This window comes from Gammaproteobacteria bacterium, from assembly GCA_016200485.1.
Taxonomy (GTDB): domain Bacteria; phylum Pseudomonadota; class Gammaproteobacteria; order Tenderiales; family Tenderiaceae; genus JACQEP01.
On record JACQEP010000004.1, the window covers coordinates 283,130 to 309,809 of the forward strand.

The window sequence follows — 26,680 nt, forward strand, 5'->3', positions numbered from 1 at the left end:
ATGGGAATGACAAATGCATTCCGCGACTATGTCGCACAGCAATCCATCGGTGAAGCCGTCACCGCGTTCAATGCCGCCAACGCCTACCTTGGGGTAGGCGATTCCACTGCCGTATTTGCAGCGACGCAAACCGATTTGCAAGCCGCGACTAACAAGCTGCGCAAGGCGATGGAGGCCACCTACCCACAGCGCTCGGCGAATGTGCTGACGTTCCGCTCACTGTTCGGTACGGCCGACGCCAACTGGGCCTGGGCCGAATGGGGCGTCTTCAACGCCGCATCGGCAGGCACGATGATGAACCGCAAGGTCGAAGCGCTCGGCACAAAAACCTCGGCGCAGAGCTGGCAGTTGACGATAACGAACACCCTGAACGCGGTGTAACCGATGCCTGAACTGCTCTACATCCGCAACACCAACACCATCGAGCTGGCCCAGCTCAAGAACGCTGAGTCTGGCGCCTTGCTCGATGGGGCGTATACCGTGCGCGCCACGATTAAGTCCGGCGGTGTGAATGTGAGTGGCGATAGTTGGCCGGTGGCGCTTACATATGCGGGCGCGAATGGCCGCTTTGTCGGCCGCGTGTCACATCAGTTGGTGCTGACGGATGGCACAGAGTATGACCTGATCGTTGAGGCCTTCAGCGTCACGGACAATGTCTATGGCGAATGGAATGACAAGGTCACTGCCGCAGTGCGAGGACAAAACTGATGACCTATATCACCCGCAAACAGCTGATCGACCGCTTCGGTAATACCGAGCTGGAGCAGCTCACTGATCGTTTGAACCGTGGCCAGATCGATACTGCGGTGCTGGATGAGGCGATCGCCGACGCCGGTGCCACCATCGACAGCTATCTGCAACAGGCCTACAGCCTGCCGCTGGCGCAGGCGCTGATTGACGCCAGTCCGTTGAAACGTATCTGCGGTGACCTGGTGCTGTTTTATCTCTACTCCAACGGCGCGCCGGAACACGCCGAGAAGAATCACGACAAGGCCATCGCCTGGCTGCGCGACATCGCCAGCGGCAAGGCGACGTTGGGCGAACAGGATACCCAGGCCGTGGGCGGCATGCGTGTCACTACGTCACAAGGCGTGAGCAATCACGACTGGGAGACATACTAATGGCTGGGGCAAAGCTCATCGTTCACGACGAAGAAGTCCGCGCCGCGCTGCGCAAACTGCAAGCGCTGGATCGACAGGCGATGCTTGCGGAGATCGGCAGTTATGTGGTGAGCGCGACCAAGGCGCGTTTCCGCAAGAGCGAAGCGCCGGACGGCAGCAAGTGGCAGCCATTGTCCTATGTCACCAAGCTGGCGCGCATCGGCGGCCGCAAGGCATTTAAAAAACGCGGCGGCTTGACGTCCCGTGCACAACGAACGCTTGGCAACATGCTGCCGCTGATTGATCGCGGGCACCTGATGGGCTCGATCACTTATAACGTCAGCGGCGATTCCGTCGCCATCGGCACCAATAGGAAATACGGCGCCATTCACCAGTTTGGCGACATGGCCGGACGCGGGCGCAAGGTCAAGATTCCCGCCCGTCCGTTCCTTGGTCTGAGCCGCACCGACCGCATCGAGGTCGACCACATCATGCGCAGCTATGTGCAGGGAGTGATGCCGCGATGAATCTGGATTTAACAATTCTTGATGATGCCGTGCTGTCGCGATTGCAGGATCAATGCGCCGGGTTACGCACCATCGCCACGCTGGAATATGAAGAGCAGGTGCTGGAAAACACCTCTGACCCATTGCCCGCCGTTTATACGCTGATCAACGGTGCAGCCTATGACACTGAGGCGGGTAATAGCCGTTATCAGGAGGGCGATGTCACTGTCACTGTGTTTGTGAAGACTCGCAATCTGCGCGGCTTCGGCGCAGCGCGCAAAGCCGATGACGGCGCCTACGCCATGATCCAGCAAGCCGCGACCGCACTGCTGGGCTACGCGCCCGGCGGCTGCGGTTATTTCAATCTGGTCGAGATCGGCGCGGTGCGCGTCACCAAGCTCGACGCCATTTATGCCATTCAATTTACTGCTGCCACTGAGGAGAGCTACTAATGCCAACCAATTACAAAGGCGGAAATTCACAACTGCTGCTGCAGCGTCAGCTGGTGGCGCGCACCGCGCCGACACCTGCCGCGTTCAAGATGAAATTCCTCGATCTTGAAATCAGTGATAGCGAACCCTATGCCGAGAACAATACCATCGACAACTCGTCGCCGCTGGGCGCGAAGCTCGGGGATTCCGATGAGGCGTGGACTGCAAAGCTTAACGCGCCGCTCGACCTCAACGACATCGGCCAATGGCTGGCGCTATTGTTGGGTGCGCCGGTGACGACCGGTGCCGGGCCATACACGCATACCTTCACGCTCGGCCTGAGCGACCGGCCGTTTGCATTGTTGGATCTGGGGTACACCGATGCGCCCAAATATCGCCGCTGGCTGGATACTGTGATCAACTCGATCAGCTGGAATATCGCTGAGCGCGATCAGAACATGAGCCTTGATCTGGCACCAGCAGTGGAAGTGGTTCCGCGCCCGAGTGCGGTATTTCATGCCTCCCCCACCAGCTTTGCCGCCAACCGCGCCTGTAAAAAGGCGGGGAATATTTACGATGTCTCCGGATCCAATACGCTAGGTCGTGTCACAGCGGCTAACATCAGCATCAGTAATAATCATGAGTCGGTGCATATTGCAGATGGACTCGCTGGGTACGGCGCTCACATTCTGGGTCTGCCATCGATCAGTGGCAGTCTGACAGCGTTATTCGGCAGCGATTCTGCGGTGATGGACTACATGGAAGGCCACACCTCCAAGCCGCTGGTGTTGGTGAGCAAGAACGCCGCTGGCGATAACTCGCTGACCGTGAATATCGCCAATGTCGAGTTCGATAAACCCAAGCACAAGGTGCCAACCAGCAAGGGGTTGTTGATCGATACCAACTGGCGCGCCCACTCCGGCGGCGCGGCACCGACCATCGTGCTTGTGAATGGGATTGCCAGCTATGCGTCATAAGAGTGCTCAGACTGAATCCCCTCTCCCGCTAGCGGGAGAGGGTAACGAGCGCATGGATGCGCGAGGTAGGGCAACGCATGGAGCGGTTGCCGAGGGAGAGGGCGTCACGTTCATCGATGCGCATTATCAGCAGCGCGATATCGAAATCGACGGCGCGATGCTGGAAGTGCGAGGCGGTCGCGTCACAGTCACCGATCCCACGCTCATCGATGCACTGGATAAAACGTATGGAATGACACGGGAGAAAAACTGATGTTGATGCTGGGTGCACCCAAACAAGAAGTGAAATGGCCAGAGGCTGGAATCACGCTGGAGCTGATTCCATTGCCCGAAGATGTCGATCAAAAACTGGTGCGCGAAACGGTGATCGAGGTGCGTGATGACAAAGGCAAGCTCACCGACGTGAAGCGCGACGTGACCCGCTACGCGCAACTGGTCGGAAAACACTGCATCAAGGGCTGGAGCGGTGTGGTCAACGCCGAGCGTGAGCCAGCAGCATGCACACCCGACGCCATCGATCAGTTCATGCTCATCGATGTCGCGCAGACATTCGTGTTTGGCAAGGTGAAGGGGCTTGCCTTGCATTTAGCCAACGAGGTCGACGACGCAAAAAACGCCTGACCGCCCGAGTCGAGTGGATACGCTCGGGCGGACCAATGGCGTTAAAGGCGCTTGCCGATCTCGGCGAGGAGCCGGAGGAAAGCGACATGCCGCCGCTACTGGAATGGGAAGCGCCGCTCTGGGCGCTGTACCAAACCCTCAAGCGGCAATGGCGGACGGGATTCGAAGGCGCGACCGGGCTGGACTTCAATGTGTTTTTGCCGGTGATCGAGAAGCGTGGCTGGGATGTGGATCTGAGTCTGGAATTATTGGCGGTGATCGAAGGGGCGATGCTGGTGCAGAATGGGTAAACAAGTTGCCGAGTTAAGTATTGTCATCACCGTCGACGGCAAGCAGTATGCAGCCACGCTGGATCAGGTCGATGCCAAGACGGCGCAATTTAGCAAGACGGCTGAAAAGTCGGCCGCCGGGTTGTCTCATTTAGCCGGACAAGTCAAAGCGCTCTACGGCGCATTCGCGGCCTATGGCGCTTTGAATCTTGTAAAGAATATCGTTGACATCAATGCGGAGTTTCAAAGGCTAAACGCCAGCCTGGTCACGGTCACAGGTTCTACGGCCGCAGCTGATCAAGCATTTTCGATGATCGAAAAATTCGCAACCACTACACCCTACCAATTGCAAGAAGTGGTCGAAGCCTTCATCAAATTAAAGGCACTTGGACTGGATGCCTCAGAAGACTCTCTCCGGTCATACGGCAACACAGCCTCGGCGATGGGTAAGTCACTCGATCAAATGATCGAGGCAGTGGCCGATGCCGCGACGGGAGAATTCGAGCGGCTGAAAGAATTCGGCATCAAGGCTAGCGTGCAGGGCGATCAGGTGGCGCTCAGGTTCAAGGGCGTCACTACCATCGTGGGAAACAACGCGGAAGAGATCACCAAGTATTTGCGGCGGATTGGTGAAGAGGATTTCGCCGGTGGTATGGCGCGGCAGATGGATACGTTGGGCGGCAAATTCTCGAACCTTGGCGATGCGGCAGGATCATTGGCCAGAAGCATCGGTAAGGCGGGATTAAACGACCTAATCGGCGATATTACGGAAGAGTTAAATCAGGCAACAATCGCCCTCGATGAGTTCATTAAAGACCCAAATAAGTTGCCCGATTGGGCCAAGGTCGGTGCGTTCACGCTGTTTAAATTGAAACAGGAGTTCATTGATCTGGGTGATGTCATCGGCGCGACGGGTGCAATTTTAAATTTAGAAGTCGGCCCCGGTATGTTTGATCGTCTCGACGCCATTCTTGAAGCCCGCCGCGAAAAGCGGCAGCAGATTGAAAAAGAGACTGAAGCGTTCGTGGCCAAGCTTGAAGGCATTGGCAAGCCGGGCAATGCGGCGCCAGCCGCGCCAGCTTTGCCGCCACCCGCTACTAACAAAGGTCGCCCTCGCGATTCGCGGCGCGATCTGGAAACCGCCGAAGAATACGGCAAATACATGTACGAACTGGCCCGCCAGGCTTATCCCGATGCAACGCAGTCCGCCGAGGAATATGGCCAGGCGATGGCCAAGCTGGTCGTTGAACAGACCAAGACCGTCAATGATGCGTACATAGATCGCCTCGCCGCCGCCGAACAAGTTGTTCGCGATAACTACACCGCCACAGACACGTTCACTGACGCCATGATTCGCCTGAATGCGCAATGGCTGACGGGCGATATCAGTACCGAAACCTATACCGACGGGATCGCCAGAGCCGAGAAAGCGATGAAGGATTTCGGCAATACCGGCACAGATTCAATGAAGGAATTAATTGATGCCGTGCATGGATGGGGCAATGAGTTCACCAACACATTGGCTGATGCCGTAATGACAGGTAAATTGAATTTCAGCGATCTGGCCGATTCGATTATTCGCGACTTGCTGCGCATCCAGATTCAGAAAGGCATTACCGACTCCATCCTCAACGTCGATTGGAAAGGATTATTTCCCGGCGGATCCAGTCCGGCCTCAGGCGCGACAGTAACCCCAAGCGCTGGCGCGGTGATTGCCCACGCTGGCGCCATTATCGGCCAGGACGGCGGCCATCGCATCGTGGACGCCTCTGTGTTTCATGGCGCGCCCCGTTATCACACCGGAGGCATTGCAGGCAACGAAGTTCCGGCGATCTTGCAGCGCGGTGAAGGTGTATTTACCCAGGCGCAGATGCGTGCCTTGGGCAACTCCAGCCCAGGCGAACTCCGCGTCATCCTCGAAAATCGCGGCGCGCCAAAAGAAGCACAACAGGCGCAGGTGAACTTTGACGCCAAGGGCATGGTCGTCACGATCATGATAGATGACATCCAACGCGGCGGTCCTGTTTCAGGTGCAATGAGTCGCACCTTTGGCTTGCAGCGAGGAGCAGCCTGATGGCGACGTTCCCCTCTACCGGCAAATTACTCTTCAATGGTTTTGCCGAGCAACGCCAGCCTGCTGTGGTGCGTACCGAGATGGACTCCGGCCCGCCGAAGCAGACTAAAAAGCTGAGCCGTGTCATGATCACCCGGCCGGTCACGTATTTATTCGCAGCCGCCGACTACGCATCGTTTCTGACCTGGTTCGAGACCACGATTAACAACGGCAACGACTGGTTCGACTGGACCGATCCGCGCACCAGCACAGTCAAGCAGGCGCGCATCGTTGGTGGCCAGCTCGATGAAGCCCGCCCACGCAACGGCAAGCTCACCTATTGGACGGTGAGCTTCAAATTGGAGACATGGCAATAATGGCCGTCACCGTCTCTACCAATTACAAAACCCAGACCAACCGCACCAGCGGCACAGCGCCGCTGATTTTACTGGAAATCACGCATCCCAATTTGCCGCAACCCGTCCGCCTGGTGCAGGACAATCAGGACATCGTCAGCAACGGCAATACGTTCACGGCGATGGGCTTTGAGATCACGTTACCCGACGACAAGGAACAGGGATTGCCGCAGGCAAAGATCGCGATCGATAACGTCGGCAAGGAGCTGACCAGCTGGCTGGACGCATCGGGCGGCGGCAAAGGCGCCAAGGTGCGCGTGATGCAGATTATGCGTGATGCGCCGAACGTGATAGAGATGGACACCACGCTCGATCTGAGCAACGTGAGCATGAATGTCTTTAAGGTCGGCGGCACGCTCGGCTATCAGGACATTCTGAACCAGCCCGCGGTGACTTATACCTATCGGCCCGACACCGCGCCGGGGTTGTTTTGATGGCGCACTGGTCGGAGCGTTATATCGGCGAGGTGTATATCGAAGGCACTGGCGACTGTGCCGCGTTTGCTGCCCGCGTGCAGCGTGAAGTATTCGGCCGCGTGATTGCATTGCCCACTGCCCGCGCGCATGGCATGCGTGGCCAGAGTGCGCAGATTGAGTTGCACAAAGCCAACTATGGCGATCGCATCGATGAGCCGCAGGAAGGCGACGCAGTGTTGATGATCGGGCGCGGGCGGTTGGATCACATCGGGGTGTATTGTGTCGCCGGAGAGCCCTGCGTGTTGCACGCGATGCGCAATGCCGGGAGGGTGGTGATGCACCGGCTGCGCGATCTGGAAAGCCAGGGATTGACCACCGAGGGCTTCTATCGATGGAAATGATCCCGCGCGATCATGCCCTAGTGCCCGTCACCACTGAACCAACGCTGGTCTGGTGCCCGCACCCGATGCTGGCCGACATCGGGCGGCAGATGTTCTCGGCCGCGTTTTTGCCGGGAGAATCAATTGCCGCCTATCTGCGTCGTGTTGAACTGCATCTCGCCAACCGGCCGGTGGTGCTCTGCCTGAATGGGCAGGTGATCGACCGTACAGAATGGGTGACTATCTATCCACAGTCCGGCGACATCATCACCGTGCGAGCGCGGCTGCAAAATGGCGGTGATGGTGACAGTAACAAAGTCCTGCGCACAGTGTTGACGATTGCGGTGATTCTTGTCGCCGTCCAATTCGGCGGAGCGCTTGCCCCACACCTATGGGCGGGCGCGACAGAAGCGATGGGCACTGCGCTTATCTCTATCGGCGGCTCCCTGCTGATCAACGCCCTGCTACCGCCCCCCGGCCCGCAACTACGCAACGCCCAAGGCCTCGGTCAATCCAGCCCGACCTATGCGCTCAGCGGCGGCCAGAATCGCGCGCGGTTGTTTGAGCCGATGCCGCTGATCATTGGCACGCATCGCGTGTATCCTGATCTCGGCGCCAAAACGTACACCGAATTTCAGGGCAACGACCAGTATTTGTATCTGGCACTGAATTTCGGCCTCAATGGCCAGGATGTTTCGTTTTCCAGTTGGCAGGTCGGTGACACGCCCACCACCAGTTTTCAGGATTTTAATCAGACTAACGATCTGCAAATCGCTGGCGCCAATGGCAAGCTGACACTGTTTCCGTCAAACGTCGATACGCTGAACGTCGGTGCGCAGCTAACGGGGCCCACGAATCTCGTGACCAACGGGCGGTTTGACGACTGGACTGCATGGACGTTTGGTGGCCGTTGGCGGAAAAGCGGCTATTTTGCAAATCATCAATACTGGGCATTAGACGGCTACGACACTGCGGATTCTGTGCTGCAGCAGAATATCGCACCGACCTCTGGCCAGGTGTATCGAGTGGACTACACGCTGCTCAATGTGAGCAGTAGCGGCAAGAATGTCACCGCCAATCTGGCGGGCACTAATGGCACGCCACGATCGGCAAGTGGGCGTTACGTCGAAAACATCACCGCCGGTGCCACTGGACTCTTCAAGGCAACTGCAAATTATCAATTTGTTGGTGCGCTTGATAGCGTCCAGGTTACGCTTAATGATGGCTCTGATTGGCAAACCCGCACCAGCTCCGCCAACACTACCGCGCTTGCCGTTGATCTGTCCGGCTATCTGTTTTACACCACGCCAGACGGCATGACGACGCATACTATTGAACTAGAGATCGAGTACCGTACCGCAGGCAGCGGTTCATTCGTGCCCTATAACGGGACCGATGGTTTGGTTGTGTTGACGAATTCAGACCGCACGCCCATCCGCAAAACAATCAAATGGAGCGTGACAGAAGGCCAGTATGACGTGCGCGTGCGCCGCATCACGGCCGCCGAAGGCGACGCCAAATACACATCAGATATCACATGGACCGCACTGCGCAGTTATCAACCCGATGCCGCCGATTACACCGGCCAAGCCCGTGCCGCCATCCGATTGCGCGCCAGCGGCCAGATGCAGGGCTCCATCGACGCCATCAATGCCTTGGCCACGGCGCTGTGCGAAGCCTGGAATGGCAGCGGCTGGTCCAAGACCGCCAACAGCAATCCCGGCTGGTGGTTCCGCTGGTTTGCGCTAGGCAAGAAAAACACCTCCGGCCAACGCATTTATGGCGGCGGCTACACCGATGCCGAACTTGATCTCGCCGCGATCAAGGCATGGGGCGCCTGGTGCACTACCAAAGGCTTGGGTGTGAATCTGGTGCTCGACGGAGCGATGAGCGTGCTTGACGTGCTGCAGGCGATCGCGCGCTGCGGCCGCGCTTCAGTGACGTGGGGCACGGGCAAACTGGGCATCATTTGGGATGCCGACGCCCAGCCAGTGACGGCGGTGTTTTGTATGAGCAACATCGTCGCCGATAGTTTCTCGATTGATTACATCACTGGCCAACTGGCGGATGAAATCATCGTCGAGTTCATGAATCCGGCGCTCGGCTATAAACCCGACACCGTGCGCGCCACAGTGCCGGGCGTGATCACGCCAGTGAATCCCGTCAAGATGCAGATTTTCGGGCTGACCGATAAGGTCCAGGCGGGCAAGGAAGCTAATCTGGTCGCCGCCGCGCAAGCCTATCGCCGCCGCCGCATCACCTGGGACAGCGATTTTGAAGGCATGACCTCGCGCCGCGGCGATGTGGTGACGTTGTCGCACGATCTCACTCAGTGGGACTACTCCGGCCGCCTGGTGGCAGGCACCACTACCGTGCTGACGCTGAGCCGCAAGGTGCCGTTTACACCATCGACTCAGCATTACGTTGGTATCCGCAAACCGGACGGCATCTACAACATCTACAGCGTCGTATACCAGGCTGGCGAGAGCGACACCATCACGCTGGCATCGTCATTGCCGTCCGCGCCAGATGCCGACATCCCGCGCGATTGGCTCTGGTTCTTCGGCCCGCAAGCCACGCCCGGCAAGAAGGTCAAGATCATCGACATCACGCCGCAAAGCGAAAGCCGCGTGCGCATCGTCGCCACCGACGAAGACCCGGCCTATTACGCCGCAGAGAGCGGCGCCTATCAATACGTGAACCCGGCCGTGTACGGGCAGCAATATCCAACGCTCAGCGGTCTGGAGACCAAAGACACAATCACATTGGTCGGTGGGGGATGGGCGGTGACAATCTCAGTGGTGTGGGCGGCCGTAGGCGAGTATATGGGCGCATGGGTGCGCTGGCGCCGTGCAGGTGAGGAGTGGCATCTGCTGGGCTCCTTCCCTGGCCGCACGGCGCAATTCCAATCTGGCCCGACGGGCACGATTGAGGTTGAGGTTATTGGCTTCAATAAATTTGGCCGCAGCGGCGCATCGAGCCGCGTGTCGGCGAGTTACAACATCGTCGGGGACGATGACCCGATCGAAGATATCCCGTGGCTCATCGCCGCGCAGAATGGCGATCTGATGCAGCTCACCTGGGGCGAGGTATCGAATATTGATAAAGCCGGATATGAGTTCCGCCGCTATCCGGATGTCACGACTGATTACGTTAAAGCCTGGAACGAAGGCGCGCCAGTGTTGACGTCTGCGCCCGGCAATGCCCATACCACCGCGCTGATTCCGCCCGGCAAATGGATTATTTTGGGAAAAGCATTTGATATTAATGCCACCCCAATCTATTCAGTCAACCCGACCATCGACCGCATCGACTTTGTCAGCACCTATGACGTGATTGACAGCTACGCTTACGCGCCCGATTTTCTCGGCACGCTCGATGGATTCGTAAAGCACTGGACCGGCGTGATGGTACCGATGGGGCGTCTGCCGATGTCAGCGTATGGCTGGGAAGGCTTCGACATCTGCGTGCCCGATCCGGTCGATACCAGCACCTACACACCGCCAGAAATTGACATCGGCATCGATAACAACGTGCGCGCCTTCGGCGATGTGGACTATGGATTGTGTTATGGCAACACCTCCGCAGGCACGCCTGTGCTGCAGCTTGACTACCGAACGACCGCCGGCGCCTATGACGGCTTCGAGAACTGGAGCATCGGCATTCGCAATGCTCGATATTTCCAATTCCGCGTGACGATGGATAACACGGCGGGCGTCGGCTATCTAAAAACCACAAATGCCACCGTCGACCTGAAAGAGCGCAGCGAAAAGTTTGAGAATATTGCGGTCAGCGCCAGCGGCACTGCGATTGTTTTCGCGCAGCCATTCCACCGCACGCCATTCCCGCTGCCAGGTCTGGTGGCCGGAGGGCCTGAATTGCAAACGCATTACGACACCATCACCACCACCGGCGCGACGGCATACATCTACAACACCACGACGCATGCCTACGTCGCCGGGACTATTTCAAAAGCTGAATTTACAGGGGTATAACCATGACCGTCGGAACCCGCAAGCAAACAAACTATTTAACAGACGATCCATCCACCTACAAAGCCGCCATCGACGGCAATACCAAAGTGGACGCCTTGATCGCCGGAGCCTTCGCTCCGCATGAAGCCACAACACCGAATATGACGGTTAAAGTAGATGCCGGAAATTTGCTGATCGGAAATACTCTAGTCTCCGCCGGACAACAAACGACCGGCACGATTACGGCCCCGGTTGGCAATCCCCGAATAGACAGAATCGTGATCGATGCGATCACGGCAATTGTTAGTATTATAACGGGGACTCCTGCCGCTTCTCCGACGCCGCCCACGATCACCACCGGGAAAGTACCAATCTGTTACGTGTTGCTTCAGACGAGCAGTACGGCAATCACTAATAACATGATTACGGACGAGAGACCCTTGATTCAGTCGCCGTCGATACTACCTCAAAATGTTGGTGTTGGCGCCGGGCCCCTTGATTGGTACTCCGGTCATGCGGGCTTTGATGTCGGCGCTGCATCATTCATCGGTCTGGAGGACCAGACAAGACTTTACAACAATCTGAGATTGGATGCCGCGGGCGTTTATAGGTACAAAAATAACGGTTATGGCTCATTATTATTGCTGGACAAAGCAGATGGAGCTTTCCGTTTTTACAGCGCGCCTAACAATACATCTGGAGCAGGCGCAGCCGCAACAATTACCGGCCACGAAATGCTTATCAGAAATAAAAATTACTTCATAGGCAGCGTGCAGTGGATCTCAGGTTCAACTTGGGTGAATAATTTACCACCCGGCTGGACCGTGTCCCGTTCTAGCGTCGGGGTGTATACTGTCACACATAATCTGGGTGTTGCGGCCACACCGTTGGTCGTGGTTAGCGCTGAAGCTAACGGCCCTAATTGGGTCGCAAAGGTAATCGCACATCTCTCGTCGGGGAATTATACGGCCTTCTATGTGGGAACTTTCGATACGGCCAATGCGTCGGTTGATAGTTGGTTCACCTTTACGCTTGCGTTGGCATAATCAGTTTGGCGGAATGGATATGGCCGGGATGCGAATTCTGACTATTTGCGCTGTTTTATTCATCGCCTGGCGGGCCGAGGCAGGCCCTCTCGACGAAACCCGCTACTGCGGCCCACCCAGGCGCGACGCTAAAGGTCAGATCATCCGCCGTGCCGACGTGCTCACCGCGTTCAAGCGCGAGCACACATGCCCCGTGACCGGAGTCTCGACCGGTGCATGCCCCGGCTGGGCCATCGACCACGTCATCCCTTTGGCCTGCGGCGGCTGTGATGCCGTCAGCAACCTCCAATGGCTACCCAACGGCCTCAAGTCAGTCGCCACAATCGGCAAGGATCGATTCGAACGTAAGATATATGGCGGACACGTGGACGGCGCGGGGAACTGCACTGCCCCGCCGATGCTGTGACTAGGGAATTGAGGCGGGTTTAATCTCGTTTTAAATGGCCCACAAAGCCTCTTTAAAGCCGCTTACAATGGGATATGAAAAAACGGCTAAACCGGTCGTCGCAAATTGAGCGTTAAATTGTCGCAAATTGGGCGTCGCGCTACAATCCATGGCGGGCGCATGCACCCAACACCCCAATTGTTTTCCACCTTTGTAGCACAGGGGGTGCTCCAAAACGTGATACAACCTCTACTGGAGACAACATTTCTTGTACTTCTTACCACTGCCGCAGGGACAGGGATCATTGCGGCCGGTCTTTGGAATCTCCCGCATGTAGGGCGTGAAGACATCGGCATCGAAATCCCAGTCATCCTCTTCCCATTCACCTGATTCATTGGCGATGATTTCCTCTTCCCAGCGTTGCTGGCGCTTTTCGATGGCTTCGGGGTCGTAAAACTGCCAGGGGTTTTTGAAACATTCCCATTCGGGCTGGTCTTTCATCTCCAAGTAAGCCTTTTGCACCTCATCCGCCGAGAAATACACAACCCGTTCCGGTTGCCGCGATACCAAATCATCCAGCAAGGCTCGATGCCGGGTGCGCGGAAAACACAGCAGCACGTAACCGGCAGACAAACGTAATTCCCAATCTTCTCGTTCCTCAGCAGCAATACCGGCCAGCCAGTCGATTGCTTGTTCGAGCGCGGACTCGCCGTTGCGTTTTGTATCCGCAACAACAACATCAATCGCATTGGCTCGAATAAACCAGTCCACACTACGGTCTTGGCACAGCTCACGCATGGGAGATACAACAGTTTCGGATTTGTTCTGGAACAATGCGGGCCAATATCCGGCGAGCCACTCCTGCAAACTATCCTCCTCTGCATCTGACATGCGCCGCATAAAGTCGATGAGCAGCAGGCCGGCGCGTTCGGAGGGAATCAACCCCAGGATCATGACGGCATGCAGTAACAGCCACCACTCGCCCAATTCACACTCGCCGCTCCAGATGTCATCGTCAGCCAGCAGCTCGCTCAGAAGCCCCACCATTTCATCACCACGACAGGCGCATTCGTCGATGACGTTGCGCGGCACACGATCTTCATCGTCGATCATCAAATCCAGCAATTCTTCTGAATCAAGCTGGGCAAGTTGCTCGTCAGAGTAGACTGGCGGCGGAAGAATGGAATCTATTTCGCCGCTGCCCAATGCGGCGTTGACTGCATCGAGATCAAAGGCTTCGGGGTCGAAATCTTCATCGATCCATTCGAGCAGTTCTGTGTACTTTGGATTTGCGGGATCGCTTAACGCTTCGAGCAGATAATCATAGCCGGGAATGCCGCCACAGTCTTCGGGCGGACAGGCGCATTCGCCGGCGAGGCAGACAGGATAACTCGCGCCGGATTCGGCGCTGAGTATTTTTTCAACTTTGATCTCATGTTCCCAGCTATCGCCGAAATCATATTCGTAGATGAAGGTGTCGCCTTCGGTAACAATTTTATCGAGTCGAATCTTGCGCTCGTTTATTGTGTCATCAGGGAAATGTGGATCGGGTTCACCGTAGGAAATTCGACCGGCGCGAAAAACATGCAAATGAGAATTACTCCAGCCCATTGCTGCTTGAAGAACATCATGCAGTTCTTCAAGTGTGGTATCGCCCTTGACCTGAAGACACCGCCAGATGGGTGGTTGACTGTGACTCAGCGTCACTTTGAGTTGATAGATATTTTGGCCCATGTTTTCATCTTCCCCACTTCTTCAGAACTTCTCTATTGATACGGCATGAATATGTTTGAAATCGCGCCCTCTCCCCAACCCTCTCCCGCTCGCGGGAGAGGGGGTATTCGTGCCGATCGAAGTTAAAACTTCTTTTGGCCGGATCAATAAGAACCTGATTCCACTCCGATATCCAACCTTCCCGATCCCAACCCTATCACATGTCCTATTCCAAAACGTGATGCACCTCATCGCCTTTTATCCCTCATATAACCCAGCCGCCTCAGCCAGCCGCTCCTTCACTGCTAGCCGCAACTCGTCCGGGGCGATGACTTCCACATCCGGCCCGTATTTCAGGATGTCCATAATCAGTTCCTGAGACTTTCCGTAAGGTATACGCAGCTCGTAATCTCCGCTTTCCAAAAATTTTCCTGTTTGCCTGGGGTGCCATCGTTCTTCACCGACCCAGCGAGATGCATTCGGTGTGAAATGGAGAACAGCAACCTTGTCCGCCTTGCCTGAGAAAATTCCGTACGCATCTGCGAAATATTCCTCAAGCATTTCGTTATCAATCTCCTTGGTCTTTTGATCAATGAGATTTATCTGTGTAATCTTGTCAATAGAAAAACTACGTAAGTTATTTCGCAAGTGACAGTAGGCATCCAGATACCAGTTGTCCCGATAATGAATCAATCGTTGAGGAGAAACGGTGCGATGAGTGACTTCATCACTGGTACGGGCATGATATTGAAATGACAATTGCTTGCGTTGAAGTATCCCTTCTGCAACTTTTTGAAATGCGTTCCCACCATTGCGTACTCCCATACCGAGTACGCGGATGCGTTGTGTAAACTCACCATTACCGAACTGCCTGTTGGCAAGCAGCACTTCAATACGTTTCTGAAAAGGCCGCAAATGATCTTCGAGCAGGCCGGGTTGAATATCGCGGATAAGTTGACTGAGAATAGCGAGCGCCTGGAGTTCGCCAGCGTTGAACCAGAGTCCGGGTAGTTCGTAGAAGTGATTACCCTCTTTGCGGTCGTAGTAATAGCCATTATTTTTGGCATCGAACGCAATGGGGGCGCCGAGAAAGCTCCTCATGTAGTTGATGATGCGCCCGACGGTTACCCGTTCGCACTCAAGCTCCTCTTCGATGCGGGTACGCGGCACAGGATAACGAACAGTACTTAATATCCTGTGCAAAGCATAGATTCGGTCGAATTTATCCACGCCTGATTCCCCGCCTTTCTGATAAAACATCAAATTTATATGATTTAGGGGTTAGGATCATCTGTTTTTAGGCGCTAAGCAACTGTCATTTAATACAGGTCACCCTCCGAAGGGGATGGGGTCTACTGATGGCTCGATTTTAGTTTTGGATAGTGATGGCACGGCGCGCCCCTTTCGAATAGTCAGATCAAGCTCAGATTGATGTGAGATGCAGACTTTACTTTTGGAGGGAGTACAGAGTGCCTTTTACCGAATAAAATTTCGGGCCAGAAAGAACATTGGCACAACCCATGGAGAGAACGTATGACCAGAAATGAACAAGGCCAGCAACTAGCTGACCTTATTCGGAGAAATGGCGCGCCCGGAGAGATTACTCGGACCCTCGCCCCTGCGGGGCCAGCTTCACTGTTCTGCGCGGCTAACGGCGCTGGTCGAACTCGCTATTTGATATTGATATCGGGAGTTCGAATATTTGTGTTCAGATTACACAAAAGAAAAAGGCTCCACATAAAGGAGCCTTTCATGTATATGGCGCGCCCGGAGAGATTCGAACTCCCGACCACCAAGTTCGTAGCCTGGTACTCTATCCAACTGAGCTACGGGCGCATATTCGGAAAGGGGGCAATTATCCCGGTAGGCCTTGAGACTGTCAAGGAATCCCGCTGGATAAAGATGGCGGAGAGAGAGGGAGTCGAACCCTCGATACACCTTTTGAGCGTATACTCCCTTAGCAGGGGAGCGCCTTCGACCACTCGGCCATCTCTCCACGTGTCGCATGCGACTGCGGCGGCATTATACCCGATGATTTCGCAGATTACGAATTTGGAAATAAACGCCAACTCTGCTGGAATCAATAAGCGAACTCATTGATTTTCCACATCACTTACTAAGTCCTAGGATACCTGTTGTAGCGGGGGCGGTAAAGCGCTGTTCTTTAACTATGCTTAGCTTGGGGGTTGATGGTCTTCAGCCGCGTCATCTTTATCTTTGCCGTTACCGGCCTTTTCTTGCTGAATACGTTGATAGATCTCTTCGCGATGGACGGAGACATCTTTGGGAGCACTGACACCGATGCGAACCTGATTGCCTTTAACACCGAGCACTGTGACCGTGACATTATCTCCTATGATCAATGTTTCACCCACACGACGGGTCAAAATCAACATATTTTTCTCCTTGTTCTACGGCCCTTTGTTAGCCCCCGGTCCATCCGGTGCTTTGGGGTGGTGACAGTTCTGTGTTTTCCCACCTACCTTCTTGTTTTGTTATCGACCATTTAAGGGATTACTGAAGATACCCCTGCAGTCTATGTGAGGAAATAAAAAACCGCCCGGAGGCGGTTTTTTGAGCATAAAACAACCCATTGTTTTATATAATTATTTTTTATCTAATCCAAAAGCAGTGTGCAATGCGCGCACGGCCAGCTCGAGGTATTTTTCATCCACCACGACGGAAATTTTGATCTCGGAGGTCGAAATCATGCGGATATTGATCGCTTCCTGGGCCAGGGCCTTGAACATGCTGCTGGCAATGCCGGCGTGGGAACGCATCCCTACTCCAACAATGGAAATCTTGACGATCTTGTTGTCACCGGAGACCTGGCGGGCACCCAGTTCTTTGGCCGTACGCTCCAGGATGGATAGCGCCTTGGTGTAGTCGTTGCGGTGCACGGTGAAGGTGAAGTCAGTGCTGCCGTCTTCGCCGACGTTCTGGATAATCATGTCAACCTCGACGTTGGCCTCGCCAATCGGGCCGAGGATGCGGTAGGCCACGCCCGGCTGGTCGGGCACGCCGAGGATCGTCAGTTTGGCCTCGTCACGGTTAAAGGCGATGCCGGAGATTATCGGTTCTTCCATACCTTCTTCCTCATAAGTGATCAGGGTGCCGCCGCCCTCTGTAAAACTGGAGAGGACGCGCAACGGAACATTGTATTTGCCGGCGAATTCGACCGAGCGGATCTGCAGAACCTTGGAACCGAGGCTGGCCATTTCCAGCATTTCTTCGAAGGTGATGCGATCCAGGCGCCGAGCCTCAGGGACGACACGCGGGTCAGTCGTATAGACACCATCGACGTCGGTGTAAATCTGACATTCATCGGCCTTGAGTGCGGCGGCCAAAGCCACCGCCGTCGTATCGGAACCGCCGCGGCCGAGCGTCGTGATATTGCCCTGCTCGTCCACACCCTGGAATCCAGCGACCACAACGACCCTACCTTTGGCCAGATCGTCATGCATCCGCTTATCGTCGATCTCGACGATACGGGCCTTGTTGAAGGCGCTATCGGTGAGAATATGTACTTGAGCGCCGGTGTAGGAACGCGCGGGCACACCACGTTTTTCCAGCGCCATGGCCAGCAGCGCGATGGTAACCTGCTCGCCAGTGGCGATCATGACATCGAGTTCGCGCGGCGCAGGGTTGGGGTCGATAGACTTTGCCAATTCGATCAGGCGATTGGTCTCGCCACTCATGGCAGACAGCACAACCACCAAATCGTGGCCTTCATTGCGCCATTTGATGACCTTCTCGGCGACATTTTCGATGCGCTCAACGTTGCCCACCGAGGTGCCGCCGTATTTTTGAACGATTAATGCCATAGTTATGTGTCTTGTAAAGAATGTGCGTGAATACTACTTTAACGCTATAAAAAAATCATCTGGCTGCAACTTGCATCTAGGAATCCATCACCACTCTAACTAAGAATCCGCTTGGATTCTGCCGCCATTCTCAACCACCCCGTCCGCTTCGCGTCCACCCCTCCTTATCCAAGGAGGGGATGTCAGTTCTCCCCTCCTCCTGAGGGAGGAGGGGTGCCCCGAAGGGGTGGGGTGGTGGGGCAAATTACAATGCCAATTGCTGCTTGATCCAATCCGGCACACCCTTCAGGGCGCCGTCGAGTGCGGCAGGGTTGTTGCCACCCGCCTGCGCCATGTCGGGACGGCCACCGCCCTTGCCGCCCACCTGCAGGGCAACCTGATTCACCAGTTCACCGGCTTTAACACGATTGATCTGATCTTTGCTCACCCCTGCGGCCAGCATCACCTTGTCGCCATCAACCGCAGCTAAAATCACCGCCGCTGACCCAAGTTTGTTTTTAAGCTGATCGACGGTATCACGCAGGGTCTTGGCATCGGCACCTTCCAGCCGCGCCGCCAGTACTTTAATCCCCGAGATCTCAATAGCCTGTGACATCAGTTCACCGCCTTGATTGGCAGCGGCCTTCGCTTTCAGTTGCTCCAGTTCTTTTTCCAGCTTGCGGCTCTTGTCGACCAGTTGCCGCACTTTGTCGCTGGCATCGTCGCGCCCGCCTTTGACCAGATCGGCGATGCTCGCCAGGCGTTGATCCAGACTATCGATATAGGCCAATGCGTTTTCACCCGTCACCGCTTCGATACGGCGCACACCCGAGGCGATACCCGCTTCGGAAATGATCTTGAACAAGCCGATATCACCGGCGCGCTTGGCGTGCGTACCGCCGCACAGCTCAGTTGAAAACTCGCCGATGCTGAGTACACGCACGCTATCACCATATTTTTCACCGAACAACGCAGTCGCGCCGGCTTTCACGGCATCGTCATAGGCCATGACGCGTGTCTCAACATCGTTATTGGCACGAATCTGGGCATTCACCAGGCGTTCAATCTCGTTGAGCTGTTCGCGGGTGATAGGTTCGAAGTGCGAGAAGTCAAAGCGCAAACGCTCGGCGTTAACCAACGAACCTTTTTGCGCGACATGCTCGCCCAACACGTTACGCAGTGCAGCGTGCAACAAATGAGTTGCCGAGTGATTGAGACGTATTGCCTGGCGACGTGCGTCATCAACGTCGGCTTGCACACTGTCACCGACACGCAATGTACCACGCTTGAGCGTACCAATATGGGCATGCACTTCCGGCCCTTGTTTGACGGTATCCTGCACGGCAAACAATGCATCTTTAGCGCGCAGTTCACCGCGATCACCCGCCTGCCCACCGGATTCGGCATAGAACGGTGTGCGATCCAGAATGACCATACCCTCTTCACCGGCATTCAACGCGTCGACGGCATGTTCACCGCGATACAAGGCAACGACTTTGGCTTGATCACTGACGCGCTCATAGCCACTGAATTCGCAACGGACATTAATATCCAAACGTCCCGGATAAGCCACACCAAACTGACTGGCGGCACGCGCGCGCTCACGTTGCGCTTCCATCGCCCGCTCAAACCCGGCTTGATCAATCGCCAACCCACGCTCACGGGCGATGTCTGCGGTCAAATCTGCCGGAAAACCATAAGTGTCATACAGCTTGAACACGGTTTCGCCGGGAATGACTTTACTCTTGAGACGTGCGATGTCGTCTTCAAGAATCTTCATCCCTTGATCCAGCGTTTCGGCGAAGCGTTCCTCTTCCAGACGTAGAACTTTCTCAACCTGCGCTTGCGCCTTCACTAATTCGGGATAGGCGGCACCCATTTCCTGCGCCAGTGCTGCCACCAATTTGTGGAAGAAGGGTTGATTCTGGCCCAGCTTGTACCCGTGACGAATCGCGCGACGGATAATGCGGCGCAACACATAACCGCGACCTTCGTTTGACGGTAACACACCATCAGTAATCAGGAAGGCACAGGAACGGATGTGATCGGCGATGACGCGCAAAGAACTATTGGCGTGATCAGTGCAACCTGTCGCCGCCGCAGTCGCCTTGATCAAACTCTGGAACAAATCGATTTCGTAATTGCTGTGCACGCCCTGCAACACGGCGGCGAGACGTTCCAGCCCCATGCCGGTATCGACCGAAGGTTTGGGCAGCGGCGTCATCACGCCATCGGCACTGCGGTCATATTGCATGAACACGAGATTCCAGATCTCGATGTAACGATCACCGTCTTCTTCCGGCGTGCCGGGCGGACCACCCGCAATATGCGGGCCGTGATCGTAAAATATTTCGGTACAAGGACCGCAAGGACCGGTATCACCCATCGACCAGAAATTATCGCTTTCATGGCTGCGACCGCCGGGTTTGTCACCGATGCGACTGAAGCGATTGGCATCGACACCGATTTCTTTCAACCAGATGTCCGCGGCTTCGGTATCTTCGGCATACACTGTTACCCACAACCGATTTGCAGGAAGTTTCAGAGTTTTAGTTAAAAACTCCCAAGCAAACTTGATCGCATCGCGTTTGAAATAATCGCCGAAACTGAAATTGCCGAGCATTTCAAAGAAGGTGTGATGGCGCGCGGTATAACCGACATTTTCCAGATCGTTGTGCTTGCCACCCGCACGGACACAGCGCTGACTGCTGACGGCGCGCTTATAGTGACGGTGTTCCAATCCCAGGAACACGTCTTTGAATTGCACCATACCGGCATTGGTAAACAACAAGGTCGGATCATTTCCCGGCACCAGCGAACTGCTGGCAACCACTTCATGACCATGTTGCCGGAAATATTCGAGAAAGACTCGACGAATCTCTGCGCTTTTCATATTTTGTTTTCTAAGAATTGAATTCTGAAAAAAAGTTATTCTGTTTCTGCAATATCTTCTGTTGCCATCACAGCGTTAATTTGTTCCGTCGTAAACCCGCGATATTGTAAAAATCGCATCTGTTTTGCCCGTTCTTCATAGGTCTGCGGCATTTGCGCCCCAAAACGCTTGCGCCGCACTTCACTCGCCCGCCGCCGCCACTCAGCCTCACTCGGCATTGGCGTGGCGACATCATCATTCAACTCATGTTGCCGCAATTCCTGCCGCAACCGCACCGGACCAACACCGCGATTCACTCGCGACTGCACCAGTGCTTCGGCAAATCGCTCATCGGACAAATACCGTTCCCGCAGCAACTCGGCAATCACTGATTCGATAACCGCCGACTCAAAACCTTTTGTCTGCAATTTTTGTTGCAATTCGTGCCGGGAATATTCGCGCCGGGTCAGCCACCGGAGGGCGGCTGCCCGGCACTCTTGTTGCGGCGATGCCATTAGCGCAGGATCAAACCTCTGCCTCGATCTCAGCAGCAATATCTTCAATCGCCGCTGGAGCTGCAACCACTTTGGTCAACAACTTGGCGCGCAGCTTGGCCTCGATTTCCTGTGAGACTGAAGGATTGTCCTTGAGGAACTGACGCACATTATCCTTGCCTTGGCCAATACGGTTGCCATTGTAGCTGTACCAGGAACCGGATTTATCGATCAACCCTTCTTTGGCCCCCATATCGATGATCTCACCTTCGCGTGACACACCTTCGCCGTAAAGGATTTCGAAGTTGGCTTCTTTAAACGGTGGCGCCACCTTGTTCTTGACGACCTTGACACGAGTTTCGTTACCGATCACTTCGTCACCCTTCTTGATCGCACCGGTACGGCGAATATCAAGACGGACAGAAGAGTAAAATTTGAGCGCGTTACCACCGGTCGTCGTTTCGGGATTGCCGAACATAACGCCGATCTTCATGCGGATCTGGTTGATGAAAATCACCAACGTGTTGGAACGCTTGATGTTGGCGGTGAGCTTGCGCAACGCCTGCGACATCAGCCGCGCTTGCAGACCAACATGGGTATCACCCATCTCGCCTTCGATTTCTGCTTTTGGCGTCAGTGCGGCCACAGAATCGATGACGACCACATCAACGGCGCTCGAACGTACCAGCATGTCGGTAATTTCCAGCGCCTGTTCGCCGGTATCCGGCTGCGACACCAGCAGGTCATCGACATTAACACCGATCTTGGCGGCATAACTCGGGTCCAGCGCATGTTCGGCATCGATAAAGGCCGCTGTGCCACCCATTTTCTGTATTTCAGCCACGACCTGGAGGGTCAGCGTCGTCTTGCCGGAAGATTCGGGACCATAAATTTCCACCACACGACCACGCGGCAGACCGCCGATACCTAGCGCGACGTCCAGGCCTAGAGAACCTGTAGATACAACAGACACATCACGGGCAACGGTTTCATCACCCATCCGCATGATCGAACCCTTGCCGAACTGGCGTTCAATCTGTCCCAATGCTGCGGTGAGTGCCTTGCGCTTATTATCATCCATTACGTCTTTCCCCTCGGTTGATCTTTGAACTTCCGGCTTGGCGCGGCCATGCCTCCGCCGCATTATCACATAAGAACAGGGGGCAGGGGAAAGGGGAAACGGGAAAAGCCACAAACGCCTAGTCCAGTGGCCAAGCACGGATGACTTCGTAGTTCGAGCCTGTTTGATTTAACTCAGAACGCACCAGCACAAAGCGATCGACCGGCCATGCCACCGGTTCGGGACGAACTGCCGGCGGTCCACGCCGCACCTTGCGCGCCAGGGTGAGATGGGCCTGATAGGGCCGGGGATCGGGTTTGAATCCACACCTCTCCAACCCTTGTTGTAACTGGCTGACGAGCTGTTGCAGCGCGAACGGTGTGGTTTGTGGCGACAGCCAGGCAACCTGCGGTCTGCGCCAATAGCCGAGCCGCTCCAGACACAGATTAAAACGCGGTGCATGAACGCCATCAGCCGCGTTTTCGACGCAATACTGCTGATCTTCAGCTACATCTCCGAGAAAGAATAAGGTTATATGCAAATTGGCCGCGGGAATTAAACGGCCGATGCCGGCAGGGAGCGCCTGTTGTGCCCAATTGGCCCAGATTTCTTGCAGCGCGGCCTCCGGCCAGAGGGCGAAAAACAATCGTTGTGACTTTAATGCTTCTCTAGCGGGCACGGCCGGTTAACAATTCCAATATACCCAGCAGGGCCACTTCCACCGCCTGTGTCCGCACCTCGGCCCGATTGCCACTGAAATGCACGCAGCGGCTGACCATGGGATAGGCCACGCCACCCCAGGCGAACCACACCATGCCGACCGGCTTGTCGAGCGATCCGCCCCCTGGCCCGGCGATGCCGCTGACTGCCACCGCCACATGGCCATGACTCCGCGCCAGCGCACCGGTCACCATCTCTCGCACCGTCTCCTCACTGACGGCGCCGTGCTGAATCAGCGTCTTGTGAGTCACTCCCAACATCTCCTCCTTTGAGAGGTTGGTATAAGTCACGAATCCGCGCTCGAACCATTCCGAACTCCCGGCGATGGCAGTAATCCTCTGCGCCACACCCCCACCGGTGCATGACTCCGCCGTCACCAGCATCAAACCCCGCTCATGCAGGGCATCCCCCACCGCCTCTGCCAGGGCGCTCAAATCATAACGTTGCATCGATCATTCCCGGCTCACTGCGTTTAACCCGCTTAGGTTTTGGATTTCCGTTCTTTTACGGTAGCATACGCCGGCATCGACGCCTGCCCAAGATAGTTATAGAGAACATGCCCCCATTAATCGAGCGCCTCCAGTCCTGGTTCCAATATCCGCTGCCCCACCACTGGCTGTCGCGCGTAATTTATCATGTGATGCGCATCCGGCAAACTACGATCAAGAACTGGCTGATCCGCACCATCGTGCGTCGTTATCAAGTCGATATGAGTCTGGCGCAGGAGCCTAATCCGGAGCGTTATCCCGATTTCAACACCTTTTTCACCCGTCCGTTGCGCACGGGTGTGCGCCCGATTGCTGCCGATCCGAATGCCATCGCCTGCCCGGTCGATGGCACGGTCAGCGAGGCTGGCGCCATCACTCATGGTCGCGTCTATCAAGCCAAAGGTCTTGATTACAACCTGTTGACGCTGCTGGGCGGCCAACAACATCTCGCCGATCTTTTCGAGGACGGCACGTTTGCCACGATCTATCTTTCGCCGCGCGATTATCATCGCATTCATATGCCGCTCACTGGCACATTACGGGAAACGGTGTATGTTCCGGGACGGCTGTTCAGCGTCAATCCCGCCACCACGCGCACGGTGCCCGGATTATTTGTCCGCAACGAACGCTTGGTGGCGATTTTCGATACCATTGCCGGACCGATGGCGATGATCCCCATCGGCGCGATTTTTGTTGCCGGCATCGAAACAGTGTGGAGCGGCAATTATGGCGACAGAATGTTGCGCGACTTTGAACACCGCCGTTTTGATGACCAGGCACCGACACTGGAAAAAGGCGCCGAAATGGGCCGCTTTAATATGGGCTCGACCGTCATTCTGCTCTTTGGCCCAGGCAAGGCGCAGTGGAATCCCGATTTAAAAACGGGCCAAACTACGCGCATGGGCGAGGCAATCGCTCAGATCCTTTAACTAAAATCTCGGGATATTTGCAAACCTCTTTAACTTAACGGCCATTTGCTGCTATGTTTATTTAAGTATGTTTGTTAAATAAGATAACCAAGAGGTTTGCATGGGACAACCCAATCGCCACACACCACAAGGCCCGCTCCTGACTTGCGAGGTATGCATGAAAGAGATTCCGGCGTCAGTCGCCCAGAGTTATGAGGGGCCAGACTATGTGCTTTATTTTTGCGGCAGTGACTGCTTTGACAAGTGGGAGCATCGGCAAGCCCGCAAGGGAGATCGGCCAAAAAAGAAGACTTCTTCGACCAAACCAAAATCCCCCTAACCAGGCTGTCAAGAACTATAACTTAATGGGTAACGGTCTCATCGCGGTGACGCAACACTTCCCGCAATGAGCGGAAGGCAGCGGCATCGAAGTCGCGGAACATGATCCCCACCCCATTATCCGTGGCACGCACCACTTTGGCCGGGATGCGGTATTTACGATAGTTGGTTGCCTCCCCCAACCGGAAGACCAAATCCACCGACGCCTCCATCGGCGGCACCCATTGATGCAGTTCCAGAAACACCCCGCCGAAACTGACATCACGGGTCTGGCAATTCACGACTTCCATCGACTGGAAATAGAGGTCGACGTTCAGTCTGGCTGGCGTGCGAGTTGTCCACCGTCGCTCCATGGCATCATCCTTTTGCGTGCTCGTTATTTGCTGTTTGTTATTATTATCATCCACCTGCCACCCCTTGATTTTTATCGCTACCGACTAAACAACTTTTACATCAAGCACAATACCGCATTAAATATGCTAGCAATTTTTATACCAGTTTAAGATATTAATGATCATTTACCTAAAAACTTATTATAAACAATGATATAAAAGTCAGCGCCTTTACCGCTCCACGCCTTTAGCTTTTCAAAAAATCACAATTCGCTTTGAAGTGTAAACTTTTCCGACACTTCACTTAAATGCTAGACTTATTTAATAGGAAACGCCAAGGTCGCCCCCAAGTTTGCCACCCCAGCGGCACACATCAGCAAACGATCAATCCCCAGCGCCACGCCGGCACAATCCGGTAAACCATGGGCCAGTGCGGCCAACAGTTGCCGATCCACAGTCACCGGCGGCAATCCCAGCTCATTCCGGCGCTGTAAATCTGCGGCAAAGCGCCGTGCTTGTTCGATACTGTCCGTCAGTTCATGAAACCCGTTGGCGAGTTCCATACCTTTAACATACAGCTCGAAGCGCTCGGCGACAGGCGGAGAGCCGGGCCGCACCTGCGCCAACATCGCTTGCGAGGGTGGATAGTCGTAAACAAACAGCGGCCGCGCTTGCCCAAGCTTTGGCTCCAGCACATGAGTGAACAACAGCGCCAGCCAGCCATCAATATCCAGCCCGGCTGATAAATTAGTGGTGTGGATGTCATGCCGTTCAACGCAGGCACGTAATTGTTCTACGGAAACAGCATGCGGATCAATGCCCAGCTGTGTCTGGCAAAGTTCGCGATAGGTAATGCGATCGGCGGCAGGCGTCCCCAGCATCACAGACACCAGTGTATCGACCTCCGTCATGAGCATGAGGTGATCAAATCCCGGCCGGTACCATTCCAGCATGGTGAATTCAGGATTGTGATGCGCGCCCGCCTCGCCGTTGCGAAAGGCCTTACCGATTTGGAAGATCGGCCCGCTGCCCGCAGCAAGCAGCCGCTTCATAGCAAACTCAGGTGAAGTTTGCAGATATAGATCGCGACCCTCGGCGGCACCGGGCCCACGATAGCGACAGATGAAACTTTCCAGATGGGGATCGGTGGAACCACCCTCTGCCAGTAGCGGTGTTTCCACCTCCATGATATTGCGCTCTGCGAAAAAAGCCCGGATTCTCGCCAGAACCCGGGCCCGTAATTGCAGTTGTGCCAGTGATGCGCTGGGACGCCAGTCTATTTCAGAAGTCATTATCCTGAAAACCACTGTTGAACCACAGAGGCACAGAGAACACAGAGGACACAAAAATTCACTGAGCTGATTCCCCGAGCGGGTG

General features: G+C 55.3%; 29 protein-coding genes and 2 tRNA genes. 18 read left to right on the forward strand and 13 right to left on the reverse strand.

The genetic code is table 11. The features are described from left to right. Genes HY272_01965 through HY272_02040 form a run of 16 tightly spaced genes read left to right on the forward strand, consistent with a single transcriptional unit; the run spans window position 1 to window position 12,595 of the window. Entirely contained in the window at window positions 1-381 is a 381-nt protein-coding gene (locus tag HY272_01965; protein MBI3771462.1) for a hypothetical protein, read from the forward strand. 3 nt (window positions 382-384) lie between these two features. Continuing rightward, entirely contained in the window at window positions 385-708 is a 324-nt protein-coding gene (locus HY272_01970) for a hypothetical protein (GenBank protein ID MBI3771463.1), read from the forward strand. After that, complete coding sequence (locus tag HY272_01975) at window positions 708-1,121, forward strand: DUF1320 domain-containing protein (protein ID MBI3771464.1); 414 nt, start codon at window positions 708-710, stop codon at window positions 1,119-1,121. Before HY272_01970 ends, HY272_01975 begins: the two co-directional genes overlap by 1 nt. Then, window positions 1,121-1,627, forward strand: coding sequence for a phage virion morphogenesis protein (locus HY272_01980; protein ID MBI3771465.1), 507 nt, complete (start codon window positions 1,121-1,123; stop codon window positions 1,625-1,627). Before HY272_01975 ends, HY272_01980 begins: the two co-directional genes overlap by 1 nt. After that, window positions 1,624-2,058: a DUF1834 family protein gene (locus HY272_01985; protein ID MBI3771466.1), complete on the forward strand. Its 435-nt coding sequence runs from the start codon at window positions 1,624-1,626 to the stop codon at window positions 2,056-2,058. The genes HY272_01980 and HY272_01985 overlap by 4 nt, the downstream gene beginning before the upstream one ends. Further along, entirely contained in the window at window positions 2,058-3,014 is a 957-nt protein-coding gene (locus HY272_01990; GenBank protein ID MBI3771467.1) for a hypothetical protein, read from the forward strand. The genes HY272_01985 and HY272_01990 overlap by 1 nt, the downstream gene beginning before the upstream one ends. Then, window positions 3,004-3,267, forward strand: a complete 264-nt coding sequence (locus HY272_01995) for a hypothetical protein (protein MBI3771468.1) — start codon at window positions 3,004-3,006, stop codon at window positions 3,265-3,267. The genes HY272_01990 and HY272_01995 overlap by 11 nt, the downstream gene beginning before the upstream one ends. Beyond that, window positions 3,267-3,635, forward strand: coding sequence for a hypothetical protein (locus HY272_02000; protein MBI3771469.1), 369 nt, complete (start codon window positions 3,267-3,269; stop codon window positions 3,633-3,635). Before HY272_01995 ends, HY272_02000 begins: the two co-directional genes overlap by 1 nt. A gap of 35 nt (window positions 3,636-3,670) precedes the next feature. Beyond that, window positions 3,671-3,925, forward strand: a complete 255-nt coding sequence (locus HY272_02005) for a DUF1799 domain-containing protein (GenBank protein ID MBI3771470.1) — start codon at window positions 3,671-3,673, stop codon at window positions 3,923-3,925. Continuing rightward, on the forward strand, window positions 3,918-5,978 hold the full coding sequence (locus HY272_02010; GenBank protein ID MBI3771471.1) for a hypothetical protein: 2,061 nt from the start codon (window positions 3,918-3,920) through the stop codon (window positions 5,976-5,978). The genes HY272_02005 and HY272_02010 overlap by 8 nt, the downstream gene beginning before the upstream one ends. After that, window positions 5,978-6,334, forward strand: coding sequence for a hypothetical protein (locus tag HY272_02015; GenBank protein ID MBI3771472.1), 357 nt, complete (start codon window positions 5,978-5,980; stop codon window positions 6,332-6,334). Before HY272_02010 ends, HY272_02015 begins: the two co-directional genes overlap by 1 nt. Further along, window positions 6,334-6,807 (forward strand): DUF1833 family protein, encoded by a 474-nt coding sequence (locus HY272_02020; GenBank protein MBI3771473.1) that lies wholly within the window; start codon window positions 6,334-6,336, stop codon window positions 6,805-6,807. Before HY272_02015 ends, HY272_02020 begins: the two co-directional genes overlap by 1 nt. Continuing rightward, entirely contained in the window at window positions 6,807-7,190 is a 384-nt protein-coding gene (locus HY272_02025; GenBank protein ID MBI3771474.1) for a C40 family peptidase, read from the forward strand. The genes HY272_02020 and HY272_02025 overlap by 1 nt, the downstream gene beginning before the upstream one ends. After that, window positions 7,181-11,164, forward strand: a complete 3,984-nt coding sequence (locus HY272_02030; GenBank protein MBI3771475.1) for a hypothetical protein — start codon at window positions 7,181-7,183, stop codon at window positions 11,162-11,164. The genes HY272_02025 and HY272_02030 overlap by 10 nt, the downstream gene beginning before the upstream one ends. Window positions 11,165-11,166: 2 nt before the next feature. Further along, entirely contained in the window at window positions 11,167-12,189 is a 1,023-nt protein-coding gene (locus HY272_02035) for a hypothetical protein (GenBank protein ID MBI3771476.1), read from the forward strand. Continuing rightward, the gene (locus tag HY272_02040) at window positions 12,143-12,595 is read left to right on the forward strand and encodes an HNH endonuclease (protein MBI3771477.1); all 453 of its coding nucleotides are present in this window, start codon (window positions 12,143-12,145) and stop codon (window positions 12,593-12,595) included. Before HY272_02035 ends, HY272_02040 begins: the two co-directional genes overlap by 47 nt. A gap of 228 nt (window positions 12,596-12,823) precedes the next feature. Here HY272_02040 and HY272_02045 read toward each other — a convergent pair whose 3' ends face one another. The 11 genes from HY272_02045 to HY272_02095 form a co-directional block, all read right to left on the reverse strand. Then, entirely contained in the window at window positions 12,824-14,308 is a 1,485-nt protein-coding gene (locus tag HY272_02045) for a DUF1186 domain-containing protein (GenBank protein MBI3771478.1), read from the reverse strand. Window positions 14,309-14,545: 237 nt separating this feature from the next. After that, window positions 14,546-15,517 carry a WYL domain-containing protein gene (locus HY272_02050; protein ID MBI3771479.1) on the reverse strand — a complete coding sequence of 324 codons (972 nt, stop codon included), beginning with the start codon at window positions 15,515-15,517 and terminating at the stop codon, window positions 14,546-14,548. A gap of 529 nt (window positions 15,518-16,046) precedes the next feature. Then, window positions 16,047-16,123 (reverse strand) — tRNA-Arg (locus tag HY272_02055). A 67-nt stretch (window positions 16,124-16,190) separates the two neighbouring features. Next, window positions 16,191-16,283 (reverse strand) — tRNA-Ser (locus HY272_02060). 178 nt (window positions 16,284-16,461) lie between these two features. Then, window positions 16,462-16,683 carry a carbon storage regulator CsrA gene (gene csrA / locus HY272_02065; protein ID MBI3771480.1) on the reverse strand — a complete coding sequence of 74 codons (222 nt, stop codon included), beginning with the start codon at window positions 16,681-16,683 and terminating at the stop codon, window positions 16,462-16,464. 210 nt (window positions 16,684-16,893) lie between these two features. Further along, complete coding sequence (locus HY272_02070; GenBank protein MBI3771481.1) at window positions 16,894-18,111, reverse strand: aspartate kinase; 1,218 nt, start codon at window positions 18,109-18,111, stop codon at window positions 16,894-16,896. A gap of 244 nt (window positions 18,112-18,355) precedes the next feature. After that, window positions 18,356-20,983 carry an alanine--tRNA ligase gene (alaS, locus tag HY272_02075; GenBank protein MBI3771482.1) on the reverse strand — a complete coding sequence of 876 codons (2,628 nt, stop codon included), beginning with the start codon at window positions 20,981-20,983 and terminating at the stop codon, window positions 18,356-18,358. A 35-nt stretch (window positions 20,984-21,018) separates the two neighbouring features. Beyond that, window positions 21,019-21,477: a regulatory protein RecX gene (locus HY272_02080; GenBank protein MBI3771483.1), complete on the reverse strand. Its 459-nt coding sequence runs from the start codon at window positions 21,475-21,477 to the stop codon at window positions 21,019-21,021. Window positions 21,478-21,487: 10 nt separating this feature from the next. Next, on the reverse strand, window positions 21,488-22,537 hold the full coding sequence (recA, locus tag HY272_02085; GenBank protein MBI3771484.1) for a recombinase RecA: 1,050 nt from the start codon (window positions 22,535-22,537) through the stop codon (window positions 21,488-21,490). Between the two features lie 118 nt (window positions 22,538-22,655). Further along, window positions 22,656-23,195 (reverse strand): RNA 2',3'-cyclic phosphodiesterase, encoded by a 540-nt coding sequence (gene thpR, locus HY272_02090; protein MBI3771485.1) that lies wholly within the window; start codon window positions 23,193-23,195, stop codon window positions 22,656-22,658. Next, window positions 23,185-23,685, reverse strand: a complete 501-nt coding sequence (locus tag HY272_02095; protein ID MBI3771486.1) for a nicotinamide-nucleotide amidohydrolase family protein — start codon at window positions 23,683-23,685, stop codon at window positions 23,185-23,187. The genes thpR and HY272_02095 overlap by 11 nt, the downstream gene beginning before the upstream one ends. A 107-nt stretch (window positions 23,686-23,792) precedes the next feature. Here HY272_02095 and psd point away from each other — a divergent pair, with 107 nt between their 5' ends. Next, window positions 23,793-24,653 carry a phosphatidylserine decarboxylase gene (gene psd, locus HY272_02100; GenBank protein ID MBI3771487.1) on the forward strand — a complete coding sequence of 287 codons (861 nt, stop codon included), beginning with the start codon at window positions 23,793-23,795 and terminating at the stop codon, window positions 24,651-24,653. A gap of 100 nt (window positions 24,654-24,753) precedes the next feature. Then, on the forward strand, window positions 24,754-24,972 hold the full coding sequence (locus HY272_02105) for a DUF3330 domain-containing protein (protein ID MBI3771488.1): 219 nt from the start codon (window positions 24,754-24,756) through the stop codon (window positions 24,970-24,972). A gap of 22 nt (window positions 24,973-24,994) precedes the next feature. On the opposite strand, the gene HY272_02110 is transcribed toward HY272_02105, so the two are convergent. Further along, window positions 24,995-25,378 (reverse strand): PilZ domain-containing protein, encoded by a 384-nt coding sequence (locus tag HY272_02110; GenBank protein ID MBI3771489.1) that lies wholly within the window; start codon window positions 25,376-25,378, stop codon window positions 24,995-24,997. A 242-nt stretch (window positions 25,379-25,620) separates the two neighbouring features. Next, window positions 25,621-26,595, reverse strand: coding sequence for an EF-P lysine aminoacylase GenX (gene genX, locus HY272_02115; GenBank protein MBI3771490.1), 975 nt, complete (start codon window positions 26,593-26,595; stop codon window positions 25,621-25,623). Between the last annotated feature and the right edge of the window lie 85 nt (window positions 26,596-26,680).